This window comes from Castellaniella sp. UC4447_H14, from assembly GCF_052978285.1.
This window is the reverse complement of sequence record NZ_CM129666.1, coordinates 267,547-290,327: the sequence shown is the minus strand read 5'-3', so window position 1 is coordinate 290,327 and position 22,781 is coordinate 267,547. Positions and strand designations below refer to the sequence as shown.

Here is a 22,781-nt window from a genome sequence, read left to right as displayed (position 1 = left end):
TGGACCCCTGACGTCAACGGGCCGCCGCCCGCACAACGCCGACGCTGGCCGCCACGACCAGCGCCGTCCCCAGCATCTGGCCCGCCGTCATCCACTGTCCGAGGATGATCCATCCGGCACAGGCGCCAATGGCCGGTTCCATGCTCATCAGGACCCCGAACGTCGCTGACGGCAGGCGCCTGAGCGAGAGCATTTCCAGGATATAGGAAGCCAGGGGCGAAAAAACCGCAAGCCCGGCTGTCCACAACAGCTGCCGCCACGGGAACATCAGCGAGCCGATCTCGGCCGCTGAAAAGGGCAATGAGATCACGGCCGCCACCAAGGACGACACCGCGATTCCCTGAAAGCCGTGGAACGCCTGGCCCACGGACTTCATCTTCACGATATAGACGCCCCAGCCGACGGCCGCCAAGAGCGCGAAGCCGATTCCCATCACATCGACGGCACCCGACACATCGACATCGCCCAGGACCAGCAGCAGGATGCCGGCGGCCGCGAGCAAAGGCCACGCCAGCGCGCGCCAGCCCCGCACACCGAGAGCGGCCACCGACAGCGGCCCGCAAAATTCCAGCGCGACGGCGAGGTGCTGGGGCAAACGGTCCAGCGCCATGAAAAATGACAGCGTCATCGTGGCCATGGCGCACCCCAGCAGCAGTGCCGCCCGCCACTGTACCCCGGTGAATCGGTGCAACGGCGGGCGGGCGATCAGCAATAGCACCAAGGAGGCCCAGCAGAGCCGCAAGCCTGACGTGCTGAGGACGCCATAGTCCGACATGACGGGAACCGACAGCGACACACCCGATTGGACGCTGGTCATCGACGCGACGGCCATGCCGACGGCCAGCATGGCGGTACGGCGACCTGTTCGGCCGGGCGCTGCAACTCCTGCCACACTCACCCCTTTGGGCCTTTCAGGACCCTTCTCACCCATGGGCGAGTGTTCAAATTTCGGCCAGCGCCAATCCGACCTGCTCCAGATCCTCCAGCCGGCAGGAGGCCCAGCACTGCCCTTCCGCCGCCAGTCGAACCAGACCGTGCGCATCCGGCTGCAACGCCGACAGATCCATCTGAGCCACCAGACGGCTGACCTGATGGAGCCGCTTCGGGTCAGCAAAGGGTTCCGACAGCAGCAGCTCGCGGCCGTCGGCGGCAAACAGCCGCTGGCGGAAAGCGCCGGTCTCATCGCGAAACGACGCCAGGCGCGCGCGAGCGGACTTTTCCACTTTCTTCGCCGCAGGCCCGGCCGCCGGCTGGCGCACGCCCACGGCCTCTCGCAGCCGCTCCATGAATGGCACCGCAATATGGCGGGCCTTTCGGGCGCCCGCCTGAAGAATTTCTTCGATTCGCCCGGGATGCGCCATCAGATCGGCGTAGCGCGCGCGCATCGGACCAATCTGGGACTCTATCCGATCACACAAGGCCTGCTTGGCCTCGCCCCACCCAAGGCCCGCTTCCAGCTCGGCCTTGAAGGCCAGCGACTCCGCATGGGTGGAAAACGCCCGATACAAGGTATACAGGGGCGAACCTTCCGCGTCCTTGGGCTCGCCGGGCAGGCGCGAGTCGGTCACGATCTGCGCCACTGCAGCCTTCAGCGCCTTCGGGCCGCCCTCGAAGAGCGGAATGGTATTGTGATAGCTTTTCGACATCTTGCGGCCGTCGAGCCCGGGCAGCGTGGCGACGTCCTCGTCGATCTGGACCTCCGGCAGGACGAACAGATCCCGGCCGCGGCCATACAGATAGTTGAAGCGTTGGGCAATATCCCGCGCCATCTCCAGATGCTGGATCTGGTCACGACCCACGGGCACCTTGTGGGCGTTGAACATCAGAATATCCGCCGCCATGAGCACGGGGTAAGAGAACAGCCCCATGGTGACGCCGTCGTCGGGCTCGGTGCCGCGGGCCTCGTTGGCATCCACCGAAGCCTTGTAGGCGTGGGCGCGGTTCATCAATCCCTTGGGCGTGACACAGGTCAGCATCCAGCACAGCTCGGGAATCTCCGGCACGTCCGACTGGCGGTAAAAGGTGACCCGATCGGAATCCAGACCGGCCGCCAGCCAAGTGGCGGCAATCTCCATTCGCGACCGCGCCACCACGACCGGGTCGGCGCACTTGATGAGCGCATGGAAATCGGCCAGAAAGAAAAACGCGTCCACCCCGGACCGGGCACTGGCCTCGATCGCCGGCCGTATGGCACCGGCATAGTTGCCCAAATGGGGAGTGCCCGACGTCGTGATGCCCGTCAGGACCCGCGTGACTGCTGTGCTCATGACTTTGAACTCCGCAAGTTCGGGTCCGCCCCCGGCCCTATAGAACCACCGCCATCCGGCGGGCTTCGGCCAGGTATTCACGCGACTGCATTTCCATCAGCCGCGACACCGTGCGCGAGAACTCGTTGGACATGGGGCCCTGAGTATAAAGCTCATCGGCGGGGCACTGCGCCGAGAGGATCAGCTTGACCTTGTGGTCGTAGAACACGTCAACCAGCCAGGTGAATCGACGCGCCTCCGAGGCCTGGCGCGGTGCCATGCGCGGCACGTCGGACAGGATGATCGTCTGAAACCGGTCCGCCAGGTCGAGATAATCGTTCTGTGAACGGGGCGTGCCGCACAGGGACGCGAAATCGAACCATACGACTGTGCCCGCCAGCGCAATCGCGCGGACTTCGCGCCCCTCCACCATCAGCACCGGAGGTTTCTGCTCGGCCGTATCTGCCAGCCGATCGAAGGCCGACCGCAACTCGTCATGGGTGGAAGCCACGACAGGAGTGATATAAGTGCGGATCTCGGCCAGCGTGCGGCGGCGGTAGTCGACGCCGGCGTCCACGTTCAGGATGTCCATCTTGTCCTGAATGAGCGCGATGGCGGGAAGAATGCGGTCGCGATGCAGGCCATCCGGATACAGCTCGGAAGGCTCATAGTTGGAGGTCATGACGAAGGACGTGCCATATTCGAACAGGCGCATCAACAACCGATACAGGATCATCGCATCGGCCACATCGGAGACGTGGAATTCGTCAAAACAGATCAAGCGGTACCGCTTGACGATATTGCGGGCCACGTGATCCAGTGGATCGGCTTCGCCGCTTACCGCGCGGATCTCGCGATGCACCCCACGCATGAACTCATGGAAATGCAGCCGCACCTTGCGCTTGACCGGCACGGTCAAGTAGAACGCGTCCATGAGGAAACTCTTGCCGCGCCCCACCCCGCCCCACAGGTAAATCCCGCGAGGCACGGGAGGATGCAGGAAGAGCTTCTTCAGACGGCTGGACCGCTGCCGCTTGAACTCGATCCAGTCGTCGAAATAACGCTGCAGACGTTCGACCGCCACGCGCTGCGCGTCGTCGGCAACAAAGCCCCTCTCGCGCAGCGCCTGCGTGTAATACTCGCTGACGTTCATCGAGACGAATTACAGGTTCAGCGTGCGCTTGTCCACCGCCAGGGCCGCTTCCTTGACCGCCTCGGACAGTGTCGGGTGCGCATGGCAGATGCGCGCGATGTCTTCGGCGGCCCCCCGGAACTCCATGATGGTGACGGCTTCGGCGATGAGCTCGGATGCCATCGGCCCCACGATATGCACACCCAGGACCTCATCCGTCTTGGCGTCCGCCAGGATCTTCACGAAGCCGGTCGTATCACCCAGCGCCCGCGCGCGGCCATTGGCCATGAACGGGAAGCTGCCTGCCTTGTAGTCGCGGCCGGCAGCCTTCAGGGCCTGCTCGGATCTGCCCACCCAGGCAACCTCGGGAGAGGTATAAATGACCCACGGAATGGTGTCGAAGTTCACATGGCCGTGCTGGCCGGCAATGCGCTCGGCCACCGCCACGCCTTCTTCTTCGGCCTTGTGCGCCAGCATGGGACCGCGAACCACATCGCCCACCGCCCAGACATTGGGAAGATTGCTGCGGCAGTCCTCGTCCACCACGACAAAGCCGCGGTCATCGAGCTTCAGGCCTACGGTCTCGGCCCCAAGGCCCTGCGTGTTCGGCACACGGCCAATGGAGACCATCAGATGGTCCACCGTCAGCTTCTGGTCGGCGCCCGCCGCGTCCGTATACTGAACCGTGACCGCCTTGGCCGACGATTTGACCTCGGTGATGCGCACACCGGTGTGGATGTCCAATCCCTGCTTGGTCAGCGCCTTCTGGGCTTCCTTGGCAACATCGCGGTCCACGGCACCCAGGAAATCGGGCAGTGCTTCGAGGACGGTGACTTCGGCGCCCAGGCGGCGCCAGACGCTGCCCATCTCAAGCCCCACGACGCCAGCGCCGATGATGCCGAGCTTCTTCGGCACGGCAGCCAGACGCAGCGCGCCATCGTTGGACAGGATGCGATCCTCGTCGAAAGGAGTGCCCGGCAGTTCACGCGCGTTGGAACCCGTCGCCACGATCACGTGGCGCGCCTCCAGGTCCTCTTCAGTCGCACCCGAGACCTTGACCGCCCAGCCGAAATCGGTCTTGGCACCCAGGGAACCGGTCCCGTGGAAGAAGGACACCTTATTCTTTTTGAACAGATACAGGATGCCTTCGTTGTTCTGCTTGACGACCGTGTCCTTGCGGCCGATGAGCTTGGCCAGATCCAGGGAAACACCTTTGACCGTGATGCCGTGGTCGGCGAAATGCTCGTTCACCTGCTCGTAGTGCTCGGACGACTGCAGCAGCGCCTTCGAGGGGATGCAACCCACATTGGTGCAGGTGCCGCCCGGCGCCGGCTTGCCCGCCGGGCTCGTCCAGGCGTCCACACACGCCACTGCCAATCCCAACTGGGCGGCGCGGATCGCCGCAATATAACCGCCGGGGCCGGCACCAATGACGACCACATCAAATTGCTTTGCCATGATTATCGTGTCCCTCAGATGTTCAGCAACAGGCGTTGCGGATCTTCCAGGGCTTCCTTCATGGCGACCAGTGCCAGGACGGCTTCGCGGCCGTCGATCAGGCGGTGATCATAGGACAATGCCAGATAGTTCATCGGACGGATCACGACCTGGCCGTTTTCCGCCACCGGTCTATCCTTGGTTGCGTGAATGCCCAGGATGGCCGCCTGCGGCGGGTTGATGATGGGAGTGGAGAGCATGGAACCGAACACGCCGCCGTTGGAGATGGAGAACGTGCCGCCCGTGAGTTCGTCCAGCGTGAGCTTGCCGTCCTGGGCACGCTGACCGAAGTCGGCGATCTGCTTTTCAATGTCGGCCAGCGTGAGCTGGTCCGCATTGCGCAGGATGGGCACCACCAGGCCGCGTGGACTACCCACGGCGACACCGATGTCGAAGTAGCCGTGATAGATGATGTCCTTGCCGTCGATGGACGCATTGACGATGGGGTAGCGCTTGAGGGCCGCAACCGCCGCCTTGACGAAGAACGAGGTAAAGCCCAGCTTGACGCCGTGTTCCTTCTGGAAGGCGTCCTTGTATTTCTTGCGCAGGTCCATGATGGCCTGCATGTTGACCTCGTTGAAGGTCGTGAGAATGGCGTTTTCAGTCTGCGACTGGATCAGGCGTTCGGCCACGCGGGCGCGCAGGCGGCTCATCGGCACGCGTTGCTCGGGGCGACCGTCCAGCCCGACGGGTACGGGAGCGGACGGCGTCGCGGGCGCTGCCGGCGCGCTGGTGGCCTGCAGGGCGTCGCCCTTGGTCACGCGGCCATCCCGCCCGGACCCCTGTACCGAGGCGGGATCGATGCCTTTTTCAGAGAGGATCTTGCCGGCAGCCGGCGAGGCCGCGGATGACTTGGCGCCCGTCTTCGGCGCCTCGGCGGCGGCCGCAGCAGCCGGTGCCGCAGCAGCCGGTGCCGGCTCGGCCTTGGGCGCTTCAGCAGGCGCCGAGGCCTTTGCGGCCGTATCGATGCGGGCCAGGACCTCGCCCGCCGTGACGGTGCTGCCGTCGCCCTTGACGATCTCGGTCAGCACACCCGACGCCGGTGCCGGGACTTCGAGCACCACCTTGTCGGTTTCGACTTCGATCAGGATCTCGTCAGCCTCGACGCTTGCGCCAGGCTGCTTCTTCCAGTTCAACAAGGTAGCTTCGGAGACCGATTCCGAAAGCTGGGGAACGACGACTTCTTTGATAGCCATGATAATTTTCCGTATTGTGCAATTTTCTGGGTAGGGATCGGTCCGATCACTTGATCATCGAGAGGCTCTTCAGCTTGGGCGAAAAGGCCTGTTCGACCAATGCGCGCTGCTGCTCCTGGTGTTTCGCCAGGTAACCCACGGCAGGCGAGGCCGACGCCGCCCGCCCCGCGTAACCGAGCCTTTGCCCATCACTCATGTTTTCGTAGAGGTGGTGCTGGATGTAGAACCACGGGCCCTGGTTCTGCGGCTCATCCTGCACCCACACCAGTTCCTTCGCATTCGAGTATTTCTGCAGCTCCGTCTGGAACGATTTATGCGCAAACGGGTAGAGTTGCTCGATGCGCAGAATGGCAACATCCGTCCGTTTCTGGTCGGCACGCGCCTGCACCAGGTCGTAGTAGACCTTGCCGGAACACAGCATCACGCGCTTGACGTCACTGGCCACGATAGCGGAATCGACTTCGCCGATCACCGGCTGGAAGGTGCCAGTCGCCAGGTCTTCCAGCGGGGAAGTGGCATGCTTGTTGCGCAGCAACGACTTCGGCGTGAAGATCACCAGCGGCTTGCGGAACGGCCGGATCATCTGGCGGCGCAGCACGTGGAAAATCTGTGCGCCATTGGTGGGCTGCACGACCTGTATATTGTTGTCCGCACACATCTGCAGGAACCGCTCGACACGGGCGGATGAGTGCTCGGGGCCTTGGCCCTCGTAGCCATGCGGCAACATCAGCGTCAGCCCGCATTGGCGGCCCCACTTGGCTTCACCCGAGGTAATGAACTGGTCGATCACGACCTGGGCCCCATTGGCGAAATCGCCGAACTGGGCTTCCCAGATGGTCATCACGTTGGGCTCGGCGGTGGCATAGCCATATTCGAAGCCCAGCACGGAGAGCTCGGACAGTACGGAATCGATCACCGTGAAATTCGCCTGATTGTCCGAAACGTGCTCCAACGGCACGTAAACGCCCGCGTCCCAGCGTTCGCGATTCTGATCGTGCAGGACTGCGTGACGATGGCTGAACGTGCCCCGTCCTGAATCCTGCCCGGTGATGCGAATCGCATAGCCGTTCGTCAGCAGCGTCGCAAAGGCCAGGTGTTCGCCCATGCCCCAGTCGATCGCATGTTCGCCATGCGCCATCGCCAGGCGATCGGCCAGAAGCTTTTTCACCAGCGGGTGCACGGTGAATCCGTCAGGGACCTGGGTGATCCTTTCGCCGATGCGCGTCAATTCCGCCAGAGGGACACCCGTATCGGCATGATCCGTCCACTTCGCCCCCAGGAACGGCGACCAGTCGGTGGAGTATTTGTTCTTGTAGTCGGTCAGCACAGGTTCCACCGTATGCTGGCCGTCTTCCATGAGCTGACGGTAATCCTTGACCATCTGGTCGGGCTCGCCTTCAGCCAGCACGCCCTGGGCCACCAGCCGGTCGCCATAGACCTTGCGCGTGCCGGGGTGCGTGCCGATGCTCTTGTACATCAGCGGCTGGGTCAGCGATGGGGTGTCCTGCTCGTTGTGCCCCAGCTTGCGGAAGCAGACGATGTCCACCACCACGTCATGGTGAAACTGCAGCCGGTAATCCAGTGCGATCTGCGTCACGAACACAACGGCTTCGGGATCGTCGCCATTGACGTGGAAGACCGGGGCCTCGATCAGCTTGACCACGTCCGTGCAATACGTGGAAGAACGCGTGTCGCGCGGGTCGGAAGTGGTGAAACCGATCTGGTTGTTGATGACGATGTGCAGCGTGCCGCCAGTACCATAGCCTCGGGTCTGGGCCAGATTCAGCGTTTCCATCACCACGCCTTGGCCGGCAAAGGCGGCGTCGCCGTGCACGAGCACCGGCAGCACCTGGCTGCCCTCGTGATCGCCGCGGCGATCCTGGCGGGCGCGTACGCTGCCCTCGACCACCGGGTCGACGATCTCCAGGTGAGACGGGTTGAAGGCCAGCGACAGATGGACCGGCCCGCCACGCGTGGACAGATCGCTGGAGAAGCCGTTGTGGTATTTGACGTCGCCGTCACTCAGGCCCTGGGTGTGCTTGCCCTCGAATTCGGCAAACAGGTCCCCGGGCATCTTGCCCATGATGTTGACCAGCATGTTGAGGCGCCCGCGGTGGGCCATGCCCACCACGATATCCTGGACGCCGTTCTCGCCGGCGTGATTGACGACCTCGTCCATGGACGCGATGAAGCTCTCGCCGCCTTCGAGCGAAAAACGCTTCTGGCCGACGTACTTGGTGTGCAGGAAGCGCTCCAGACCCTCGGCCTCGGTCACCTGGCGAAGGATGTTGCGCTTCTGTTCGCTGGTATATTCGGGTACACCCAGCGTCGATTCGAGACGTTCCTGGATCCAGCGTTTGACCGCCGGATCGGTGATGTGCATGAATTCAGCGCCGACATTGCGGCAATACGTGTCCTGCAGGGCCTTGAGGATGTCCCGCAGGGTCATCGTGTCGGCCTTGGTGAAATACGTGTTGGTCGCGGAATAGATCTGATCCAGATCAGCCTCGGACAGTCCGTAGAAAGCGGGATCGAGCTCGGGGATTTCCGGGCGATCGCGGCGCTTCAGCGGATCTAGCTGCGCCAGGCGCAGGCCCAATGACCGATAGGCGGCGATGATGGATTGGACGTAGACTTGTTTGCCGGCGATCGCCAGCGACTGGTCCGAGGCAACCGCCGGACGCACATGGAAGGTGTTTTCGCGGGCTCGCTGTGCGAAGGACGCAACGATAGGCGCATGCGCCTGGTCCCGCGTGGCCTCGCGGCCGTCAGCCGCCGGTTGATGCTGGAGCTGGTCGAAATAGCTGCGCCACTGATCCGGAACCGCACCCGGATTGCCTAGATACGATTCGTAGAGTTCTTCTACGTAGGGAGCGTTTGCGCCAAAAAGATAGGAATTAGACTGGAGTTCTTGTTCCGTTGACATTTATGCTTCACCTGACGGGTGCTTCACCCGAACGATGCAGATTGCGAAACCTTCCGCGGCTCGGCCCGACCGATAAGCGGATAGCAGGGGCAGAAGGCTGATGTACGACGCCTTACATATGCCGTATTAAGGGTGAAGTATACCCGGGTTGGAACTGGGGTATACACTTGACGGCTTGAAACGCCGCATTCGCGCCGTTTTACGTTGGCTTTACAAAACAACCGGGACCCGCCAAAAGCAAGCAGGAGCATGAGCCGCTATGAACCTCAATGACGACCGCGCCAGGATGGCGCTGGACTACCACGCCTACCCGACGCCTGGAAAGATTTCCGTGGTGCCCACCAAGCCGCTCGCCAACCAGGATGACCTGACACTGGCCTATTCCCCAGGGGTCGCGGCCGCCAGCATGGCCATCCACGCCGACGGCGAACCGGCAGCGACCAAATACACGTCACGCGGCAACCTCGTCGGGGTAGTGACCAACGGTACGGCCGTTCTGGGCCTGGGCAACATCGGTCCCATGGCCGCCAAGCCGGTGATGGAAGGCAAAGGCTGTCTCTTCAAGAAATTCGCCGGCATCGACGTGTTCGACATCGAGCTGGACGAGCACGATCCCGACAAGCTGGTGGATATCATCGCGGCGCTCGAGCCGACCCTGGGCGGGATCAATCTCGAAGACATCAAAGCGCCGGAATGCTTCTATATCGAGAAGAAGCTGCGCGAGCGCATGAAGATACCGGTCTTTCATGACGACCAGCACGGCACCGCCATCATTTCGTCAGCCGCCATCCTGAACGGCCTGAAGGTTGTCGGCAAGAAGATGGGCGAGGTCAAGCTGGTGTGCTCCGGCGCAGGCGCTGCCGCCATCGCCTGCCTGGATCTGCTGGTCAAACTGGGCATCAATCACCAGAACATCTTTGTCGTGGATTCGCGGGGCGTCATCTGGAAGGGCCGCGACGAACACATGGAGCCCAACAAGGCCCGCTATGCCCAGGACACCCGATCGCGCACGCTCGCCGACGTGGTGAAGGACGCCGACGTCTTCCTGGGATGCTCCGCCCCGGGCGTGCTCACGCAGGACATGGTCCGTTCCATGGCCGGCCATCCGATCATCCTGGCGCTCGCCAACCCCGACCCTGAGATTCGCCCTGAGGATGCAAAGACCGCTCGCCCGGACTGCATAGTGGCCACGGGCCGCTCCGACTACGCGAACCAGGTCAACAACGTCCTGTGCTTCCCCTTCATTTTCCGCGGGGCCCTCGACTGTGGTGCCAGCGTCATCAACGAAGACATGAAGCTCGCGTGCGTGAAGGCGATTGCCGAACTCGCGGAAGCGGAGCCCAGTGCCGAAATGGCGGCGGCCTACGCCGACCAGGATCTGAGCTTCGGACCGGAATACATCATTCCCAAGCCTTTCGATCCACGCTTGATTCTGAAGATCGCTCCCGCCGTTGCGGAAGCGGCCGCTACTTCCGGGGTCGCACGCCGCCCGATCCAGGACATGGATGCCTACCGGCAATCGCTGATGAGCATCGTGTACCACTCCGGCCAGCTCATGCGTCCCCTCTTCAACCGGGCCAGGGTCTCGCCCAAGCGCGTCATCTACGCCGACGGCGAGGACGAGCGCGTGCTGCGGGCCGCTCAGACCGTCCTGGAAGAACGGATCGCCCGCCCTATCCTGGTCGGCCGCCCGGCCGTCATCGAGATGCGCATCCGCAAGTTCGGCCTGCACCTGGTGCCGGGCCAGAACATCGAGATCGTGAATCCGGAAGACGACTCGCGCTTCAATGAAACCTGGAATGCTTACTTCAAGCTGCTGGGGCGCGAAGGCGTCACGCCGGACATCGCCAAGGCCATGGTGCGCAAGCACAATTCGCTGATCGGCGTGATGCTGCTGCAGCGGGGCGATGCCGACGCCATGCTGTGCGGCGTGGCCAGCCGCTTCGACAATCAGCTCAAGTACGTGGATCAGGTCATCGGCCTGAAGCCGGGCGCCCGGACTTTCGCCGCGATGAACGTCCTGATGTTGCCGATGCAGACGCTATTCATCTGCGACACGCATGTCAACGAGGACCCGACCGCCGAGCAGATTGCCGACATGACGATTCTCGCGGCCGAGGAAGTCCGGCGCTTCGGCGTGGTACCGAAGGTCGCGCTGCTGTCGCACTCCAACTTCGGCAGCCGACCGACCGCCTCGTCCCGCAAGATGGCCGAGGCGCGCCGCCTGATCACGCAACGCGCTCCCGACCTGGAGGTCGACGGGGAAATGCACGCCGACTCGGCGCTGTCCGAAGCCATCCGGCTGAAGTCCTACCCCGACTCGACGCTGAAGGGCCCGGCCAACCTGCTGATCACGCCCAACCTGGACACAGGGAACATCACGTACAACATGTTGAAGATGACCGGCAGCCACGGTGTGGCCATGGGTCCGGTGCTGCTGGGAGCGGCCCGTCCCGTCCACATCCTGACGACCAGTTCCACGGTTCGTCGCATCGTCAACATGACAGCGCTGGCGGTGGTGGACGCCCAGCAAGAGGCCGGCGAACAGGTGTAGGAACCGGCGGGCGGGCTGCTTGCCGGCTCGAAGCAGCCGGCCTCACCTTTTTCGATCCGGCAAGCGCCCACGAAAAACGGACCCGAAGGTCCGTTTTTCTTTGCAGGCGACGGCTTATTTCACGTCGCGCTTGGCCGAACCGGTGTACAACTGGCGGGGCCGACCGATCTTGTATTCCGGATCGGAGAGCATCTCGTTCCATTGTGCGATCCAGCCTGCCGTGCGAGCCAGCGCGAAGATCGCGGTGAACAGGGACGAGGGAATGCCGATGGCGCGTTCCACGATGCCCGAATAGAAGTCCACGTTCGGATAGAGCTTGCGATCCACGAAATAGCGGTCTTCCAGCGCGATGCGCTCGACTTCCATCGCCAGCTTGAAGAGCGGGTCATTGTGCAGGCCCAGTGCGTCGAGCACTTCGCGGCACGTTTCCTGCATGAGCTTGGCGCGGGGATCGTAGTTCTTGTAGACGCGGTGGCCAAAGCCCATCAGGCGCACGCCTGAATCCTTGTCCTTGACCTTCTCCATGAACTCGCCGACCTTGGCGATGCCGCCGTTGGCCTGCAGATGCTCCAGCATGTTCAGGCAGGCCTCGTTGGCGCCGCCGTGCGCGGGACCCCACAGGCAGGCCACGCCCGCCGCAATGGCGGCAAACGGGTTCGTGCCAGAAGAACCGCACAGGCGCACCGTGGAAGTGGAAGCATTCTGTTCATGGTCCGCATGCAGGATGAAGATGCGGTCCAGCGCGCGTTCCACGACGTCGTTGACCTGATAGTCGTCGCACGGGGTGGCGAACATCATGCGCAGGAAATTGCCCGTATAGGACAGATCATTGCGCGGGTAGATGAAGGGCTGCCCCACCGAATGCTTGTATGCCATGGCCACCAGCGTCGGCATCTTGGCGATCAGGCGGATGGCCGAGATCTCGCGATGGCGCGGGTTGGTGATGTCCGTGGAATCGTGGTAGAAGGCCGACAGTGCCCCGACCAAGCCAGTCAGGATCGCCATGGGGTGGGCGTCGCTGCGGAAACCGCGCAGGAAGATGTGCATCTGCTCATGCACCAGCGTGTGATGCGTGACCAGATTGTCGAACTCCTGCTGCTGCGCCTCATTGGGCAGCTCCCCGTTCATGATCAGGTAGGCGACCGACAGGAAGTCGCAGCGGTGGGCCAGTTGCTCGATGGGGTATCCGCGGTACAGGAGCTGGCCTTCTTCGCCATTGATGAAGGTGATGGCCGACTCGCACGAGGCCGTCGACTTGAACCCCGGATCGAACGTGAACAGGCCCGTCTTGCCGTACAAGGAACGAACGTCAACCACATCCGGGCCGATGGTGCCCTTGTACATAGGAAATTCAACGGAAGGGCTGCCATCGGAAAACGATAGCGTGGCTTTCTTATCGGATAACTGCATGTGATTTTCCTTAAATTTACAGCGATTTCATGCGCTCGACGAGGGTGCGAATCCGCGGGTCGTCATACGCCCCGGCCAGATCCGCGCGATCCAGGAAGATGTCGAGCAGGTCGGTATCGTCCATCTCGAGCAGCCGCGTCAGCGCGCCGACATCCTCCTCGGTCAGATCCGCTTCATAGGCATCGAAGAAGCGCTGGAGGATGAGGTCGTTTTCGAGTAAACCGCGGCGTGCGCGCCAACGCAGGCGCGCACGCTCCAGATGAGTTAGATCGCCAGACATGCTGCGAAGTTCCTATACAGTCCGGCGCACCAGCATTTCCTTGATGCTGCCGATGGCCTTGGAAGGATTCAGGCCCTTGGGACAGACATCCGTACAGTTCATGATGGTGTGGCAACGGAACAGACGATACGGGTCCTCGAGGTCGTCCAGACGCTCGTCGGTCGCCTGGTCCCGTGAATCCACGAGGAAACGATAGGCCTGCAGCAGACCGGCGGGACCGACGAATTTGTCCGGGTTCCACCAGAACGACGGGCAGGCCGTCGAACAGCAGCCGCACAGAATGCATTCGTACAGGCCATTGAGCAGTTCGCGTTCCTCCGGCGACTGCAGGCGCTCCTTCTCGGGCGGCGGGTCGTTATTGATCAGGTACGGTTTGATCGAATGGTACTGGTCGTAGAAGAAGGTCATGTCCACGATCAGATCGCGCACCACGGGCAGCCCGGGCAGCGGCTTGAGCACGACGGGCTCGGTCACCGTCTTCAGGTTCGTGATGCAAGCCAGGCCGTTCTTGCCATTGATGTTCATCGCATCGGACCCACACACGCCTTCGCGGCAGGACCGGCGAACGGCCAGGCTGTCGTCCAAATCGTTCTTGATGCGCAGAATGGCGTCCAGCAGCATCCGGTCCGTCGGCTGCAGCTCGACTTCGAATTTCTGCATGTAGGGCCGCTCGTCCTTGTCCGGATCGTAGCGGTAAATCTCGAACTTCATGACACGTTTTTCACTCATGACACTATCCAGATTAGAAGGTACGGGCTTTGGGCGGGATGGTATCCACCGTCAGCGGCTTCATGTGAACCGGCTTGTATTCCAGGCGGTTGTCGTCAGCGAACCACAAGGTATGCTTGAGCCAATTCACGTCGTCGCGCTCGGGATACTCGTCCAGCGCATGGGCGCCCCGCGATTCGAGGCGATTGGCCGCCGAGGTGGTCGTGGCCCGTGCGACCTCGATCATGTTGGTCAGTTCGAACGCCTCGAAACGGGCCGTGTTGAACGTCCTGGATTTGTCCGCGAAGTGAACGTCGTTGACCTCCGATACCAGGTCGGCAATCATCTTCTGGCCTTCCTTGAGCATGTCCAGCTTGCGGAACACGCCGCAGTGCGACTGCATGATGGTCTGCATCTTTTGAGCCACGTCCTGGGCCTTGGTCCCCGAAGTGCGGCTTTCGATGCGGTCAATCCGGTCGCGCGAGGCCTCGACGTCGGTCTCGGGAAGCACCTCGTGCGAGTGCTGCTTCTCCGGGTGCTGGCCGATGATGTGATTGCCGGCCGCGCGGCCGAATACGATCAGATCCAGCAGCGAGTTCGTCCCCAGGCGATTGGCACCGTGAATCGAGATCGCCGCGCATTCGCCGATGGCGTACAAGCCATTGACGACCTTTTCCTCGCCATTGACGTGCGTGACCACCTGGCCGTGGATGTTGGCCGGGATACCGCCCATCTGATAGTGGATCGTCGGCACGACCGGGATGGGATCATGAATCGGATCGACGTTGGCGAACCGGATCGCGATCTCGCGAATCGATGGCAGGCGTTTCATGATGGTGTCGGCGCCCAGGTGATCGAGCTTCAGCAGGACGTGGCTGCCGTCGCCGCACCCGCGGCCTTCCTTGATTTCCTGGTCCATCGAACGCGATACGAAATCGCGCGGTGCCAGATCCTTCAGCTGGGGCGCATAGCGCTCCATGAAGCGTTCGCCGTCCTTGTTCAGCAGGAAGCCGCCTTCGCCGCGCACACCTTCGGTGATGAGCACGCCCGCGCCCGCCACCCCGGTGGGGTGGAACTGCCAGAATTCCATGTCTTCGAGCGGAAGCCCCGCGCGCGCCGCCATGCCCAGACCGTCGCCCGTATTGATGAAGGCGTTGGTCGTGGCCGCCCAGATACGGCCCGATCCGCCCGTCGCCAGCACGGTCTGCTTAGCCTCGAGCACAAACATCTGGCCGGTTTCCATCTCCATGGCCGTCACGCCCAGGATGTCGCCGGCATTATTGCGCAGCAGATCCAGCGCCATCCATTCAACGAAGAAGTGCGTGCGGGCGGCCACGTTGCGCTGATACAGCGTGTGCAGCATCGCGTGACCGGTCCGGTCAGCCGCCGCACAGGCGCGCTGCACGGGCTTTTCGCCGAAGTTGGCGGTGTGGCCGCCAAACGGGCGCTGATAGATGGTGCCGTCGGCATTGCGGTCGAACGGCATGCCGTAGTGTTCGAGCTCGTAGACGGCGTTGGGCGCCTCGCGCACCATGAATTCGATGGCGTCCTGGTCGCCGAGCCAGTCGGAACCCTTCACCGTATCGTACATGTGCCACTGCCAGTGGTCTTCGCTCATGTTGCCCAGCGAAGCGCTGACGCCGCCCTGGGCCGCCACCGTGTGCGAACGCGTCGGGAAGACCTTGGAGACAACAGCCACGGTCAGGCCGGCATGGGAGAGCTGAAGCGCACAGCGCAGCCCGGCCCCGCCAGCGCCGACGATCACAACGTCGAATCGGCGGTGCGGAATAGATGTCTTGACAGCAGCCACGTTACAGACTCCAGAGAATTTGACCAAAAAACACGACCGATGCCACGATCCACAGAACCGCCACGGCTTCCAGGAACAGGCGCAGCCCGTCCGCGTGCGCGTAATCCATGAAAATGTCGCGAGCCCCTACCCAGGCATGCCACGCCAACGACAGGAACGCGACCGAACCGAGCATCTGGCCCACCGGCAGCGTACCGACCTTGAACGCGAAAAAGGCACGCCAGGATTCGAAATCCAGGCTGGGAACGAACACCGCGTAAAGAACCAGCGCCAGCGTGTACAGAGCCATGATGACGGCCGTCGTACGCTGGACGATGAAATCGCGGGTCCCGTAATGCGCACCGACGACACGACGCCGGCGACCAATGCGTGCTTCTGCCATTACCAGACTCCAAAAAGTTTCAAACCGAAGACGACCGTCAGCCCCAGGGCCACACCAATGACGACCGCGCCCGAGCGCTGGGAATCGGCGCGCGAATTGCCGATATGCAGATCCAGCGTGAGGAAACGGATGCCTGCGCAGAAGTGATGGAAGTACCCCCACATCAGCACCAGGAGGACGATCTTGCAAAGCGGCGTCGCGACCCACGCTTTCATGGCGGCAAAGGTCTCCGGGGAATGGACGCTCTGGCCGAACAGGGGCACAATCACCAAGGGGAGGGCCAGGAGCAGCAGCGCCCCGCTGATCCGGTGCAGAAAGGATGTTTTCGCAGCCGGCGGCAGGCGGTAACTCATGAGGTCGGTCACCCCCAGATTACGGAACTGCGGGCGTGGCTTCGTTGCTGATTCAGACATGATGCCCTCGTAGTGAATAAATGTAAAAATCTCTGGTGCACCGCAATGGGCATTTTCGCCCATTGCGCGGTCAATTCAAACTGTTCCGGTAATGATAGCGTTCGGTCACATAGTGCCCGCGGCGCAGCTCCACGGGCCGGTCCCCGTAGGTGTAGGCCACGCGCTCGACCTGCAGCAATGGGCTGCCCGTCCCGACATGCAGCAGCTTGGCCTGAGCCTCACTGGCAGCCACCGCGCGGATCTTTTCGTCCGCCCGCACCATGCTCACCCCGAATTCGGTCTCGAACAGGGCATACATGGGGCCACGATACCTCAACAGCGATTCCAGCGTCAGCCCTTTGAAAGGGTTGCCCGGCAGCCAGATGTCGTCCAGGATGGTCGGGATGTCGCCAAAGGACAGGACCCGACGCAGACTCACGACGGCATCACCCGTGCGAAGCCCGAGCGCACCCGCGATTTCGACGGTGGCCTTGATACGGTGGCAGTCCAGGATCTGACTGGAGGAAGGCTGCGGCCGGGCATCATCCGGCGTCAGGCGCAGGAATCGATACCGGACCCGGGCTTCGTTGTGGGTGGCGACATAGGTGCCCTTCCCCTGGCGGCGGATGAGCAGATTGTCCGCCGCAAGCTCGTCGATGGCCTTGCGCACGGTGCCCTGGCTCACCTGGAAGCGGGCCGCCAGTTCGAGTTCGCTGGGGATGGCTTCGCCAGGCTTCCATTCGCCCCGGTCCAGTCCCTGCAGGATCAGCGCCTTGATCTGCTGATACAGCGGGCTGAACGCGGCGCTGTGGGAAGTGCGACCCAGGGGCTGCTTGCGATCAATGAGGCGCGAATCGGACATGTCGGACGAAGGTGCGGCAGGACGGCCATGCTACAAAATGAGACCTGCGCATTTTCGCATTTCCACGTCGGGATGTCTAATACTCTTCTGTCTTATATAAGATATAAGAGTCTTGACGCTGCGCGATGAAATACACTAACCTCTTCGCCGTTTGTGGGTACCGCCCCGATATTCTTTTGTATCACCATTGATTGGAGAACCACGATGTCCAAACCCGCCATGCGCGTTGCCGTCACCGGCGCAGCCGGTCAGATCGGCTATGCATTGCTGTTCCGCATTGCATCCGGAGAAATGCTGGGCAAGGACCAGCCCGTCATCCTGCAGTTGCTGGAGATCCCCGCCGAGAAAGCCCAGAATGCCCTGAAGGGCGTCATGATGGAACTGGAAGATTGCGCCTTCCCGCTGCTCGCCGGCATGAGCGCGCACAGCGACCCGCGCACCGCGTTCAAGGACGCCGATGTGGCGCTGCTGGTGGGCGCGCGCCCCCGCGGCCCCGGCATGGAGCGCAAGGACCTGCTGCAGGTCAACGCCCAGATCTTCACGGAACAGGGCAAGGCGCTGAACGAAGTCGCCAGCCGCAACGTGAAGGTGCTGGTGGTCGGCAACCCGGCCAACACCAATGCGTACATCACCATGAAGTCGGCACCTGATCTGCCGGCCAAGAACTTCACGGCCATGCTGCGCCTGGACCACAATCGCGCACTGTCGCAGATCGCCACCAAGACGGGCAAGGCAGTGGGTGACATCGAGAAGCTGGTGGTGTGGGGCAACCACTCTCCCACCATGTACCCGGATACGCGTTTCGCCACCATCGGCGGGAAATCGGTGCAGTCGCTCATCAACGACCAGGCCTGGATCCGCGACACTTTCATCCCCACAGTGGGCAAGCGCGGTGCCGCCATCATCGCGGCACGCGGTCTGTCGTCGGCTGCGTCCGCGGCGAATGCGGCGATCAGCCACGTCCGCGACTGGGTATTGGGCAGCAACGGCAAGTGGGTCACCATGGGCATTCCGTCTGACGGCTCCTACGGCATTCCCGAAGGCATCATCTACGGGGTGCCCGTGACCACGGCCAACGGCGAATACACGCGCGTGACCGGCCTGGAAATCGACGCCTTCTCGCGCGAGCGCATGGACCATACGCTCAACGAACTCCTTGAAGAACGGGACGGCATCAAGGATCTGCTGAAATAAGCCGGCCGGCGAACGGCGCACGTCCCCGCGGGCTGCTCCGGTCGCCGCCGAATGTCCAATCAACGACAGACAAACCCGGTCCCCGTCTTCACAATGGGCCGGTCCACCCCTGATGCGGGGTGATTGCTGTCGTGCCCGCGGCTCCGTCCGGCGGCACGGCAGTCTTCCGGAGTGCGCACCATGACTCGTCCTGCCTCACCTGGCGCCCTGCTGCGCCAGGCCCTCATTGAAGAATCCCCGCTGCAGATCATCGGCGCGATCAACGCCAATCATGCGCTTCTGGCCAAACGGGCGGGCTATCGCGCCATCTACCTGTCCGGCGGCGGCGTGGCAGCCGGGTCGCTGGGGCTCCCGGACCTGGGCATCAATACGCTCGACGACGTGCTGACCGACATCCGTCGCATCACCGACGTGTGCGATCTGCCCCTGCTGGTGGACATCGACACGGGCTTTGGCCCTTCCGCCTTCAATATCGCCCGCACCGTCAAGTCACTGATCAAGTTCGGCGCCGCCGGTTGCCACATCGAGGACCAGGTCGGCGCCAAGCGGTGCGGCCACCGTCCGGGCAAGGAAATCGTCACTACCGAGGAAATGGCCGACCGGGTCAAGGCGGCGGCGGATGCACGCACCGACAGCGATTTCTATCTGATCGCCCGCACCGACGCGATCGCCGTGGCCGGTGTGGACGCTGCCCTGGAACGCGCGCACGCATGCGTCGAGGCCGGCGCGGATGCGATCTTCGCGGAGGCCTCCTACGATCTGGAGACCTATGCGAAGTTCACGCAGTCCCTGGACGTGCCCGTCCTGGCGAACATCACCGAGTTCGGCAAGACTCCGCTGTTTTCAGTGCAGGAACTGGCCGGCGTGGGCGTGGGCATCGTGCTCTATCCACTATCGGCCTTCCGCGCCATGAACAAGGCCGCCGAGACCGTATACAACGCCATCCGGCGCGATGGCCACCAGCGCGATGTGGTCGACCTCATGCAGACCCGCGAAGAACTCTACGACCGTATCGGCTACCACCGCTTCGAAGAGCAGCTCGACGCCCTGTTCCGGAAGAACAAGGCATCCTAACCCTGGCTGCTGCTTCGCACCCTCACTTATCAAGGAGACTCCTCATGGCAACAAGATCCAGCGCCGCAGCCAGCAAGGCGGCGACTCCAGCCGCCCCCACCGGCTTCAAACCCAAGAAGTCGGTCGCGTTGTCCGGCATCGCCGCCGGCAATACGGCGCTGTGCACGGTCGGCCGCAGCGGCAACGACCTGCACTACCGCGGCTACGACATTCTGGACATTGCCGACACCTGCGAATTCGAGGAAGTCGCCCATCTGCTGATCCACGGCAAGCTGCCGAACAAGGCGGAACTAACCGCCTACAAGGCCAAGCTGCGCCGCCTCCGAGGCCTGCCCGCCCAAGTGCAGGACGTGCTGACCACGCTGCCCGCCTCCAGCCACCCCATGGACGTGATGCGCACCGCCGCATCGGTGCTGGGCTGCGTACTGCCCGAAAAGGACGATCACAATCTGCCCGGCGCGCGCGACATCGCCGATCAGCTGATGGCCAGCCTGGGTTCCGCGCTGCTGTACTGGTACCACTACAGCCACAACGGCCGCCTGATCGACGTGGAAACGGACGACGACAGCATCGGGGGCCACTTCCTGCATCTGTTGCATGGCGAGCCCCCTTCGGACGAGTGGGTGCGCGCCATGCACACTTCGCTCATCCTGTACGCCGAACACGAATTCAACGCCTCGACCTTCGCGGGGCGCGTCATCGCCGGCACGGGCTCCGACATGTACTCGGCCATCACCGGTGCGATCGGTGCGCTGCGCGGTCCCAAGCACGGCGGCGCCAACGAAGTCGCCTACGAGATCCAGAGCCGCTACGACACGCCCGACCAAGCCGAGGCCGACATCCGCCGCCGTATCGAGGCCAAGGAAATCGTGATCGGTTTCGGCCACCCCGTCTACACGGTATCCGACCCGCGCAATCAGGTCATCAAGTCCGTGGCCAAGCAACTGTCGAAATCGGCGGGCTCCACCAAGCTGTTCGACATCGCCGCACGGCTGGAATCGGTCATGTGGGACGCCAAGAAAATGTTTCCGAATCTGGACTGGTTCTCGGCCGTGTCCTACCACATGATGGGCGTACCGACCAGCATGTTCACGCCCCTGTTCGTGATCGCCCGCACCGCCGGATGGTCGGCCCACATCATCGAGCAGCGTGTGGACAACAAGATCATCCGGCCGACCGCCAACTATGTGGGTCCCGAGGACCTGAAGTTCGTTCCGCTGGCCAAGCGCAAATAAGCCGCAACCTTTCAGGAACCATCATGTCTGCGACTCTTTCCAACGTGCGTCCCCAACCCGACCAAGTGCTGGTGGACATCGTCAACTACGTATTCGACTACAAAATCGACAGCGCACTGGCACTTGAAACCGCCCGCAATTGTCTGATCGACACGCTGGGCTGCGGTCTGGAAGGCTTGGAATACCCCGCCTGCCGCAAGCTCATGGGTCCCATCGTTCCCGGCACCATCGTCCCCAACGGAGCGAAGGTCCCCGGTACGCAGTTCCAGCTCGATCCGGTCCAGGCAGCCTTCAACATCGGCTGCATGATCCGCTGGCTGGACTTCAACGACACCTGGCTGGCCGCCGAATGGGGCCATCCTTCCGACAACCTCGGCGGGATCCTGGCAGTGGCCGACTGGCTGTCTCGCAACGCGGTCGCGGCCGGCAAGGCGCCGCTGACCATGCGCGCGGTGCTCGAGGGCATGATCAAGGCGCACGAGATCCAGGGTTGCATCGCACTGGAGAACTCCTTCAACAAGGTCGGCCTGGATCACGTGCTGCTGGTCAAGGTCGCGTCGACCGCCGTAGTCTCCCAGATGCTGGGCCTGTCGCGCGACGAGGCCACCAATGCGGTGTCACTGGCGTGGGTGGACGGACAAAGCCTGCGCACCTATCGCCACGCGCCGAACACCGGCAGCCGCAAGTCCTGGGCGGCAGGCGACGCCACTAGCCGTGCGGTTCGCCTGGCGCTCATGGCGCGCACCGGCGAGATGGGATATCCGTCGGTATTGACGGCTCCCGTCTGGGGCTTCTACGATGTCCTCTTCAAGGGCCAGGCGTTCAAGTTCCAGCGTCCGTACGGCAGCTATGTCATGGAAAACGTGCTCTTCAAGATCTCGTTCCCGGCCGAATTCCATTCGCAAACGGCTGTGGAATGCGCGATGCAGATCCACGACAAGCTGAAAGCGCTGGGCAAGACCGACGCGGATATCAAAAAGATCACAATCCGTACGCACGAGGCCTGCATCCGGATCATCGACAAGAAGGGGCCGCTGAACAATCCGGCCGACCGCGACCACTGCGTGCAGTACATGGTTGCGGTGCCCATCCTCTTCGGGCGGCTGACGGCGGGCGACTACGAGGATTCCGTGGCCGCCGACCCGCGCATCGACGCATTGCGCGCGAAGATCACTTGCGTCGAAGACCCCGCCTTCACACACGACTATCACGATCCCGACAAGCGTTCCATCGCCAACGCGCTCACGGTGGAATTCAACGACGGCACGAAGATGGACGAGATCGTCTGTGAATACCCGATCGGCCACAAGCGCCGGCGCAAGGACGGCATCCCGCTGCTGGAGGCCAAGTTCCGCACCAACCTGGCACGTCAGTTCCCGGCGAGGCAGCAGCAGCGCATCCTGGACGCATCGCTGGATCAGGCACGTCTGGAGGCGATGCCGGTGCACGAGTACGTGGATCTATATGTCATCTGACCAATCGACGGTTCCCGGGTCGGGCCGCGTCATTACGCACAATGAGGCGGCCCACCGGTTCGAGACGACGCAGGAGGGCCACCTGTGCGTGCTGGATTACGCGCTGGAAGGCCTGGTGGCGGAGTATTACCACACGGGTGTGCCGGCCGCCGTGGGCGGGCGCGGCATCGCGGCGGATCTGACGCGGGTGGCGCTGGAAACTGCGCGGGCACGAGGCTGGCGGGTGGTGCCGACGTGTTCGTATGTGGCCGCGTATGTGCGGCGGCATCCGGAATATGCGGATGTCGTGAGCCGCTAGACGGCGGCTGTTTTCACACGGACCGGTCGCAGGCTGGCGACCTGGTGCGGATATCGGCTCGACCCGTTAAAGTGAAACACCAATGTCTTATATCTTATATAAGACTGTTG

The 22,781-nt window shown here is 62.8% G+C and carries 19 protein-coding genes; 6 read left to right on the top strand and 13 right to left on the bottom strand.

The features are described 5' to 3' along the window. Positions 1-13 precede the first annotated feature (13 nt). Genes ACVCMJ_RS01345 through ACVCMJ_RS01320 form a run of 6 tightly spaced genes read right to left on the bottom strand, consistent with a single transcriptional unit; the run spans position 14 to position 8,997 of the window. On the bottom strand, positions 14-892 hold the full coding sequence (locus ACVCMJ_RS01345) for an EamA family transporter (protein ID WP_447082556.1): 879 nt from the start codon (positions 890-892) through the stop codon (positions 14-16). Between the two features lie 49 nt (positions 893-941). Then, the gene (locus ACVCMJ_RS01340; RefSeq protein WP_447082555.1) at positions 942-2,267 is read right to left on the bottom strand and encodes a tryptophan--tRNA ligase; all 1,326 of its coding nucleotides are present in this window, start codon (positions 2,265-2,267) and stop codon (positions 942-944) included. A 37-nt stretch (positions 2,268-2,304) separates the two neighbouring features. Then, positions 2,305-3,399, bottom strand: coding sequence for a cell division protein ZapE (gene zapE / locus ACVCMJ_RS01335; RefSeq protein WP_447082554.1), 1,095 nt, complete (start codon positions 3,397-3,399; stop codon positions 2,305-2,307). A 9-nt stretch (positions 3,400-3,408) separates the two neighbouring features. Next, entirely contained in the window at positions 3,409-4,836 is a 1,428-nt protein-coding gene (gene lpdA, locus ACVCMJ_RS01330) for a dihydrolipoyl dehydrogenase (RefSeq protein WP_447082553.1), read from the bottom strand. Between the two features lie 14 nt (positions 4,837-4,850). Continuing rightward, positions 4,851-6,071 carry a 2-oxoglutarate dehydrogenase complex dihydrolipoyllysine-residue succinyltransferase gene (odhB, locus tag ACVCMJ_RS01325; RefSeq protein ID WP_447082552.1) on the bottom strand — a complete coding sequence of 407 codons (1,221 nt, stop codon included), beginning with the start codon at positions 6,069-6,071 and terminating at the stop codon, positions 4,851-4,853. 46 nt (positions 6,072-6,117) lie between these two features. Next, positions 6,118-8,997 carry a 2-oxoglutarate dehydrogenase E1 component gene (locus tag ACVCMJ_RS01320; RefSeq protein ID WP_447082551.1) on the bottom strand — a complete coding sequence of 960 codons (2,880 nt, stop codon included), beginning with the start codon at positions 8,995-8,997 and terminating at the stop codon, positions 6,118-6,120. Between the two features lie 259 nt (positions 8,998-9,256). Here ACVCMJ_RS01320 and ACVCMJ_RS01315 point away from each other — a divergent pair, with 259 nt between their 5' ends. Next, positions 9,257-11,551, top strand: a complete 2,295-nt coding sequence (locus ACVCMJ_RS01315; protein WP_447082550.1) for an NADP-dependent malic enzyme — start codon at positions 9,257-9,259, stop codon at positions 11,549-11,551. Positions 11,552-11,665: 114 nt separating this feature from the next. On the opposite strand, the gene gltA is transcribed toward ACVCMJ_RS01315, so the two are convergent. From gltA to ACVCMJ_RS01280, 7 genes are all read right to left on the bottom strand, one after another. Further along, on the bottom strand, positions 11,666-12,961 hold the full coding sequence (gltA, locus tag ACVCMJ_RS01310) for a citrate synthase (protein ID WP_447082549.1): 1,296 nt from the start codon (positions 12,959-12,961) through the stop codon (positions 11,666-11,668). Between the two features lie 16 nt (positions 12,962-12,977). Further along, the gene (locus tag ACVCMJ_RS01305) at positions 12,978-13,241 is read right to left on the bottom strand and encodes an FAD assembly factor SdhE (protein ID WP_447082548.1); all 264 of its coding nucleotides are present in this window, start codon (positions 13,239-13,241) and stop codon (positions 12,978-12,980) included. 12 nt (positions 13,242-13,253) lie between these two features. Continuing rightward, a complete protein-coding gene (locus ACVCMJ_RS01300) occupies positions 13,254-13,970 on the bottom strand; it encodes a succinate dehydrogenase iron-sulfur subunit (protein WP_447082547.1) in 717 nt (238 codons plus the stop codon). Between the two features lie 13 nt (positions 13,971-13,983). Next, positions 13,984-15,759: a succinate dehydrogenase flavoprotein subunit gene (sdhA, locus tag ACVCMJ_RS01295; protein ID WP_447082546.1), complete on the bottom strand. Its 1,776-nt coding sequence runs from the start codon at positions 15,757-15,759 to the stop codon at positions 13,984-13,986. Between the two features lies 1 nt (position 15,760). Continuing rightward, positions 15,761-16,141, bottom strand: a complete 381-nt coding sequence (gene sdhD / locus ACVCMJ_RS01290; protein WP_447082545.1) for a succinate dehydrogenase, hydrophobic membrane anchor protein — start codon at positions 16,139-16,141, stop codon at positions 15,761-15,763. Continuing rightward, positions 16,141-16,554, bottom strand: a complete 414-nt coding sequence (sdhC, locus tag ACVCMJ_RS01285; RefSeq protein WP_447082631.1) for a succinate dehydrogenase, cytochrome b556 subunit — start codon at positions 16,552-16,554, stop codon at positions 16,141-16,143. Before sdhC ends, sdhD begins: the two co-directional genes overlap by 1 nt. A 70-nt stretch (positions 16,555-16,624) precedes the next feature. Continuing rightward, a complete protein-coding gene (locus tag ACVCMJ_RS01280; RefSeq protein WP_447082544.1) occupies positions 16,625-17,395 on the bottom strand; it encodes a GntR family transcriptional regulator in 771 nt (256 codons plus the stop codon). A 204-nt stretch (positions 17,396-17,599) separates the two neighbouring features. Between ACVCMJ_RS01280 and ACVCMJ_RS01275 the strand changes: the two genes are divergently transcribed. The 5 genes from ACVCMJ_RS01275 (at position 17,600) to ACVCMJ_RS01255 (ending at position 22,671) form a co-directional block, all read left to right on the top strand. Next, on the top strand, positions 17,600-18,589 hold the full coding sequence (locus tag ACVCMJ_RS01275) for a malate dehydrogenase (protein ID WP_447082543.1): 990 nt from the start codon (positions 17,600-17,602) through the stop codon (positions 18,587-18,589). A gap of 180 nt (positions 18,590-18,769) precedes the next feature. After that, positions 18,770-19,663, top strand: a complete 894-nt coding sequence (prpB, locus tag ACVCMJ_RS01270; protein WP_447082542.1) for a methylisocitrate lyase — start codon at positions 18,770-18,772, stop codon at positions 19,661-19,663. A gap of 44 nt (positions 19,664-19,707) precedes the next feature. Continuing rightward, entirely contained in the window at positions 19,708-20,898 is a 1,191-nt protein-coding gene (gene prpC / locus ACVCMJ_RS01265) for a bifunctional 2-methylcitrate synthase/citrate synthase (protein ID WP_447082541.1), read from the top strand. A gap of 23 nt (positions 20,899-20,921) precedes the next feature. Further along, complete coding sequence (locus tag ACVCMJ_RS01260) at positions 20,922-22,373, top strand: bifunctional 2-methylcitrate dehydratase/aconitate hydratase (RefSeq protein ID WP_447082540.1); 1,452 nt, start codon at positions 20,922-20,924, stop codon at positions 22,371-22,373. Then, on the top strand, positions 22,363-22,671 hold the full coding sequence (locus tag ACVCMJ_RS01255) for a GNAT family N-acetyltransferase (protein ID WP_447082539.1): 309 nt from the start codon (positions 22,363-22,365) through the stop codon (positions 22,669-22,671). The genes ACVCMJ_RS01260 and ACVCMJ_RS01255 overlap by 11 nt, the downstream gene beginning before the upstream one ends. Positions 22,672-22,781 lie beyond the last annotated feature (110 nt).

What these genes read in the sequence shown, in the direction of transcription:
- ACVCMJ_RS01340 (WP_447082555.1), bottom strand. Translation starts at nt 2,267, where the DNA reads ATGAGCACAGCAGTCACGCGGGTCCTGACGGGCATCACGACGTCGGGC.
- zapE (WP_447082554.1), bottom strand. Translation starts at nt 3,399, where the DNA reads ATGAACGTCAGCGAGTATTACACGCAGGCGCTGCGCGAGAGGGGCTTT.
- lpdA (WP_447082553.1), bottom strand. Translation starts at nt 4,836, where the DNA reads ATGGCAAAGCAATTTGATGTGGTCGTCATTGGTGCCGGCCCCGGCGGT.
- odhB (WP_447082552.1), bottom strand. Translation starts at nt 6,071, where the DNA reads ATGGCTATCAAAGAAGTCGTCGTTCCCCAGCTTTCGGAATCGGTCTCC.
- ACVCMJ_RS01320 (WP_447082551.1), bottom strand. Translation starts at nt 8,997, where the DNA reads ATGTCAACGGAACAAGAACTCCAGTCTAATTCCTATCTTTTTGGCGCA.
- ACVCMJ_RS01315 (WP_447082550.1), top strand. Translation starts at nt 9,257, where the DNA reads ATGAACCTCAATGACGACCGCGCCAGGATGGCGCTGGACTACCACGCC.
- gltA (WP_447082549.1), bottom strand. Translation starts at nt 12,961, where the DNA reads ATGCAGTTATCCGATAAGAAAGCCACGCTATCGTTTTCCGATGGCAGC.
- ACVCMJ_RS01305 (WP_447082548.1), bottom strand. Translation starts at nt 13,241, where the DNA reads ATGTCTGGCGATCTAACTCATCTGGAGCGTGCGCGCCTGCGTTGGCGC.
- ACVCMJ_RS01300 (WP_447082547.1), bottom strand. Translation starts at nt 13,970, where the DNA reads ATGAGTGAAAAACGTGTCATGAAGTTCGAGATTTACCGCTACGATCCG.
- sdhD (WP_447082545.1), bottom strand. Translation starts at nt 16,141, where the DNA reads ATGGCAGAAGCACGCATTGGTCGCCGGCGTCGTGTCGTCGGTGCGCAT.
- sdhC (WP_447082631.1), bottom strand. Translation starts at nt 16,554, where the DNA reads ATGTCTGAATCAGCAACGAAGCCACGCCCGCAGTTCCGTAATCTGGGG.
- ACVCMJ_RS01280 (WP_447082544.1), bottom strand. Translation starts at nt 17,395, where the DNA reads ATGTCCGATTCGCGCCTCATTGATCGCAAGCAGCCCCTGGGTCGCACT.
- ACVCMJ_RS01275 (WP_447082543.1), top strand. Translation starts at nt 17,600, where the DNA reads ATGTCCAAACCCGCCATGCGCGTTGCCGTCACCGGCGCAGCCGGTCAG.
- prpB (WP_447082542.1), top strand. Translation starts at nt 18,770, where the DNA reads ATGACTCGTCCTGCCTCACCTGGCGCCCTGCTGCGCCAGGCCCTCATT.
- prpC (WP_447082541.1), top strand. Translation starts at nt 19,708, where the DNA reads ATGGCAACAAGATCCAGCGCCGCAGCCAGCAAGGCGGCGACTCCAGCC.
- ACVCMJ_RS01260 (WP_447082540.1), top strand. Translation starts at nt 20,922, where the DNA reads ATGTCTGCGACTCTTTCCAACGTGCGTCCCCAACCCGACCAAGTGCTG.
- ACVCMJ_RS01255 (WP_447082539.1), top strand. Translation starts at nt 22,363, where the DNA reads ATGTCATCTGACCAATCGACGGTTCCCGGGTCGGGCCGCGTCATTACG.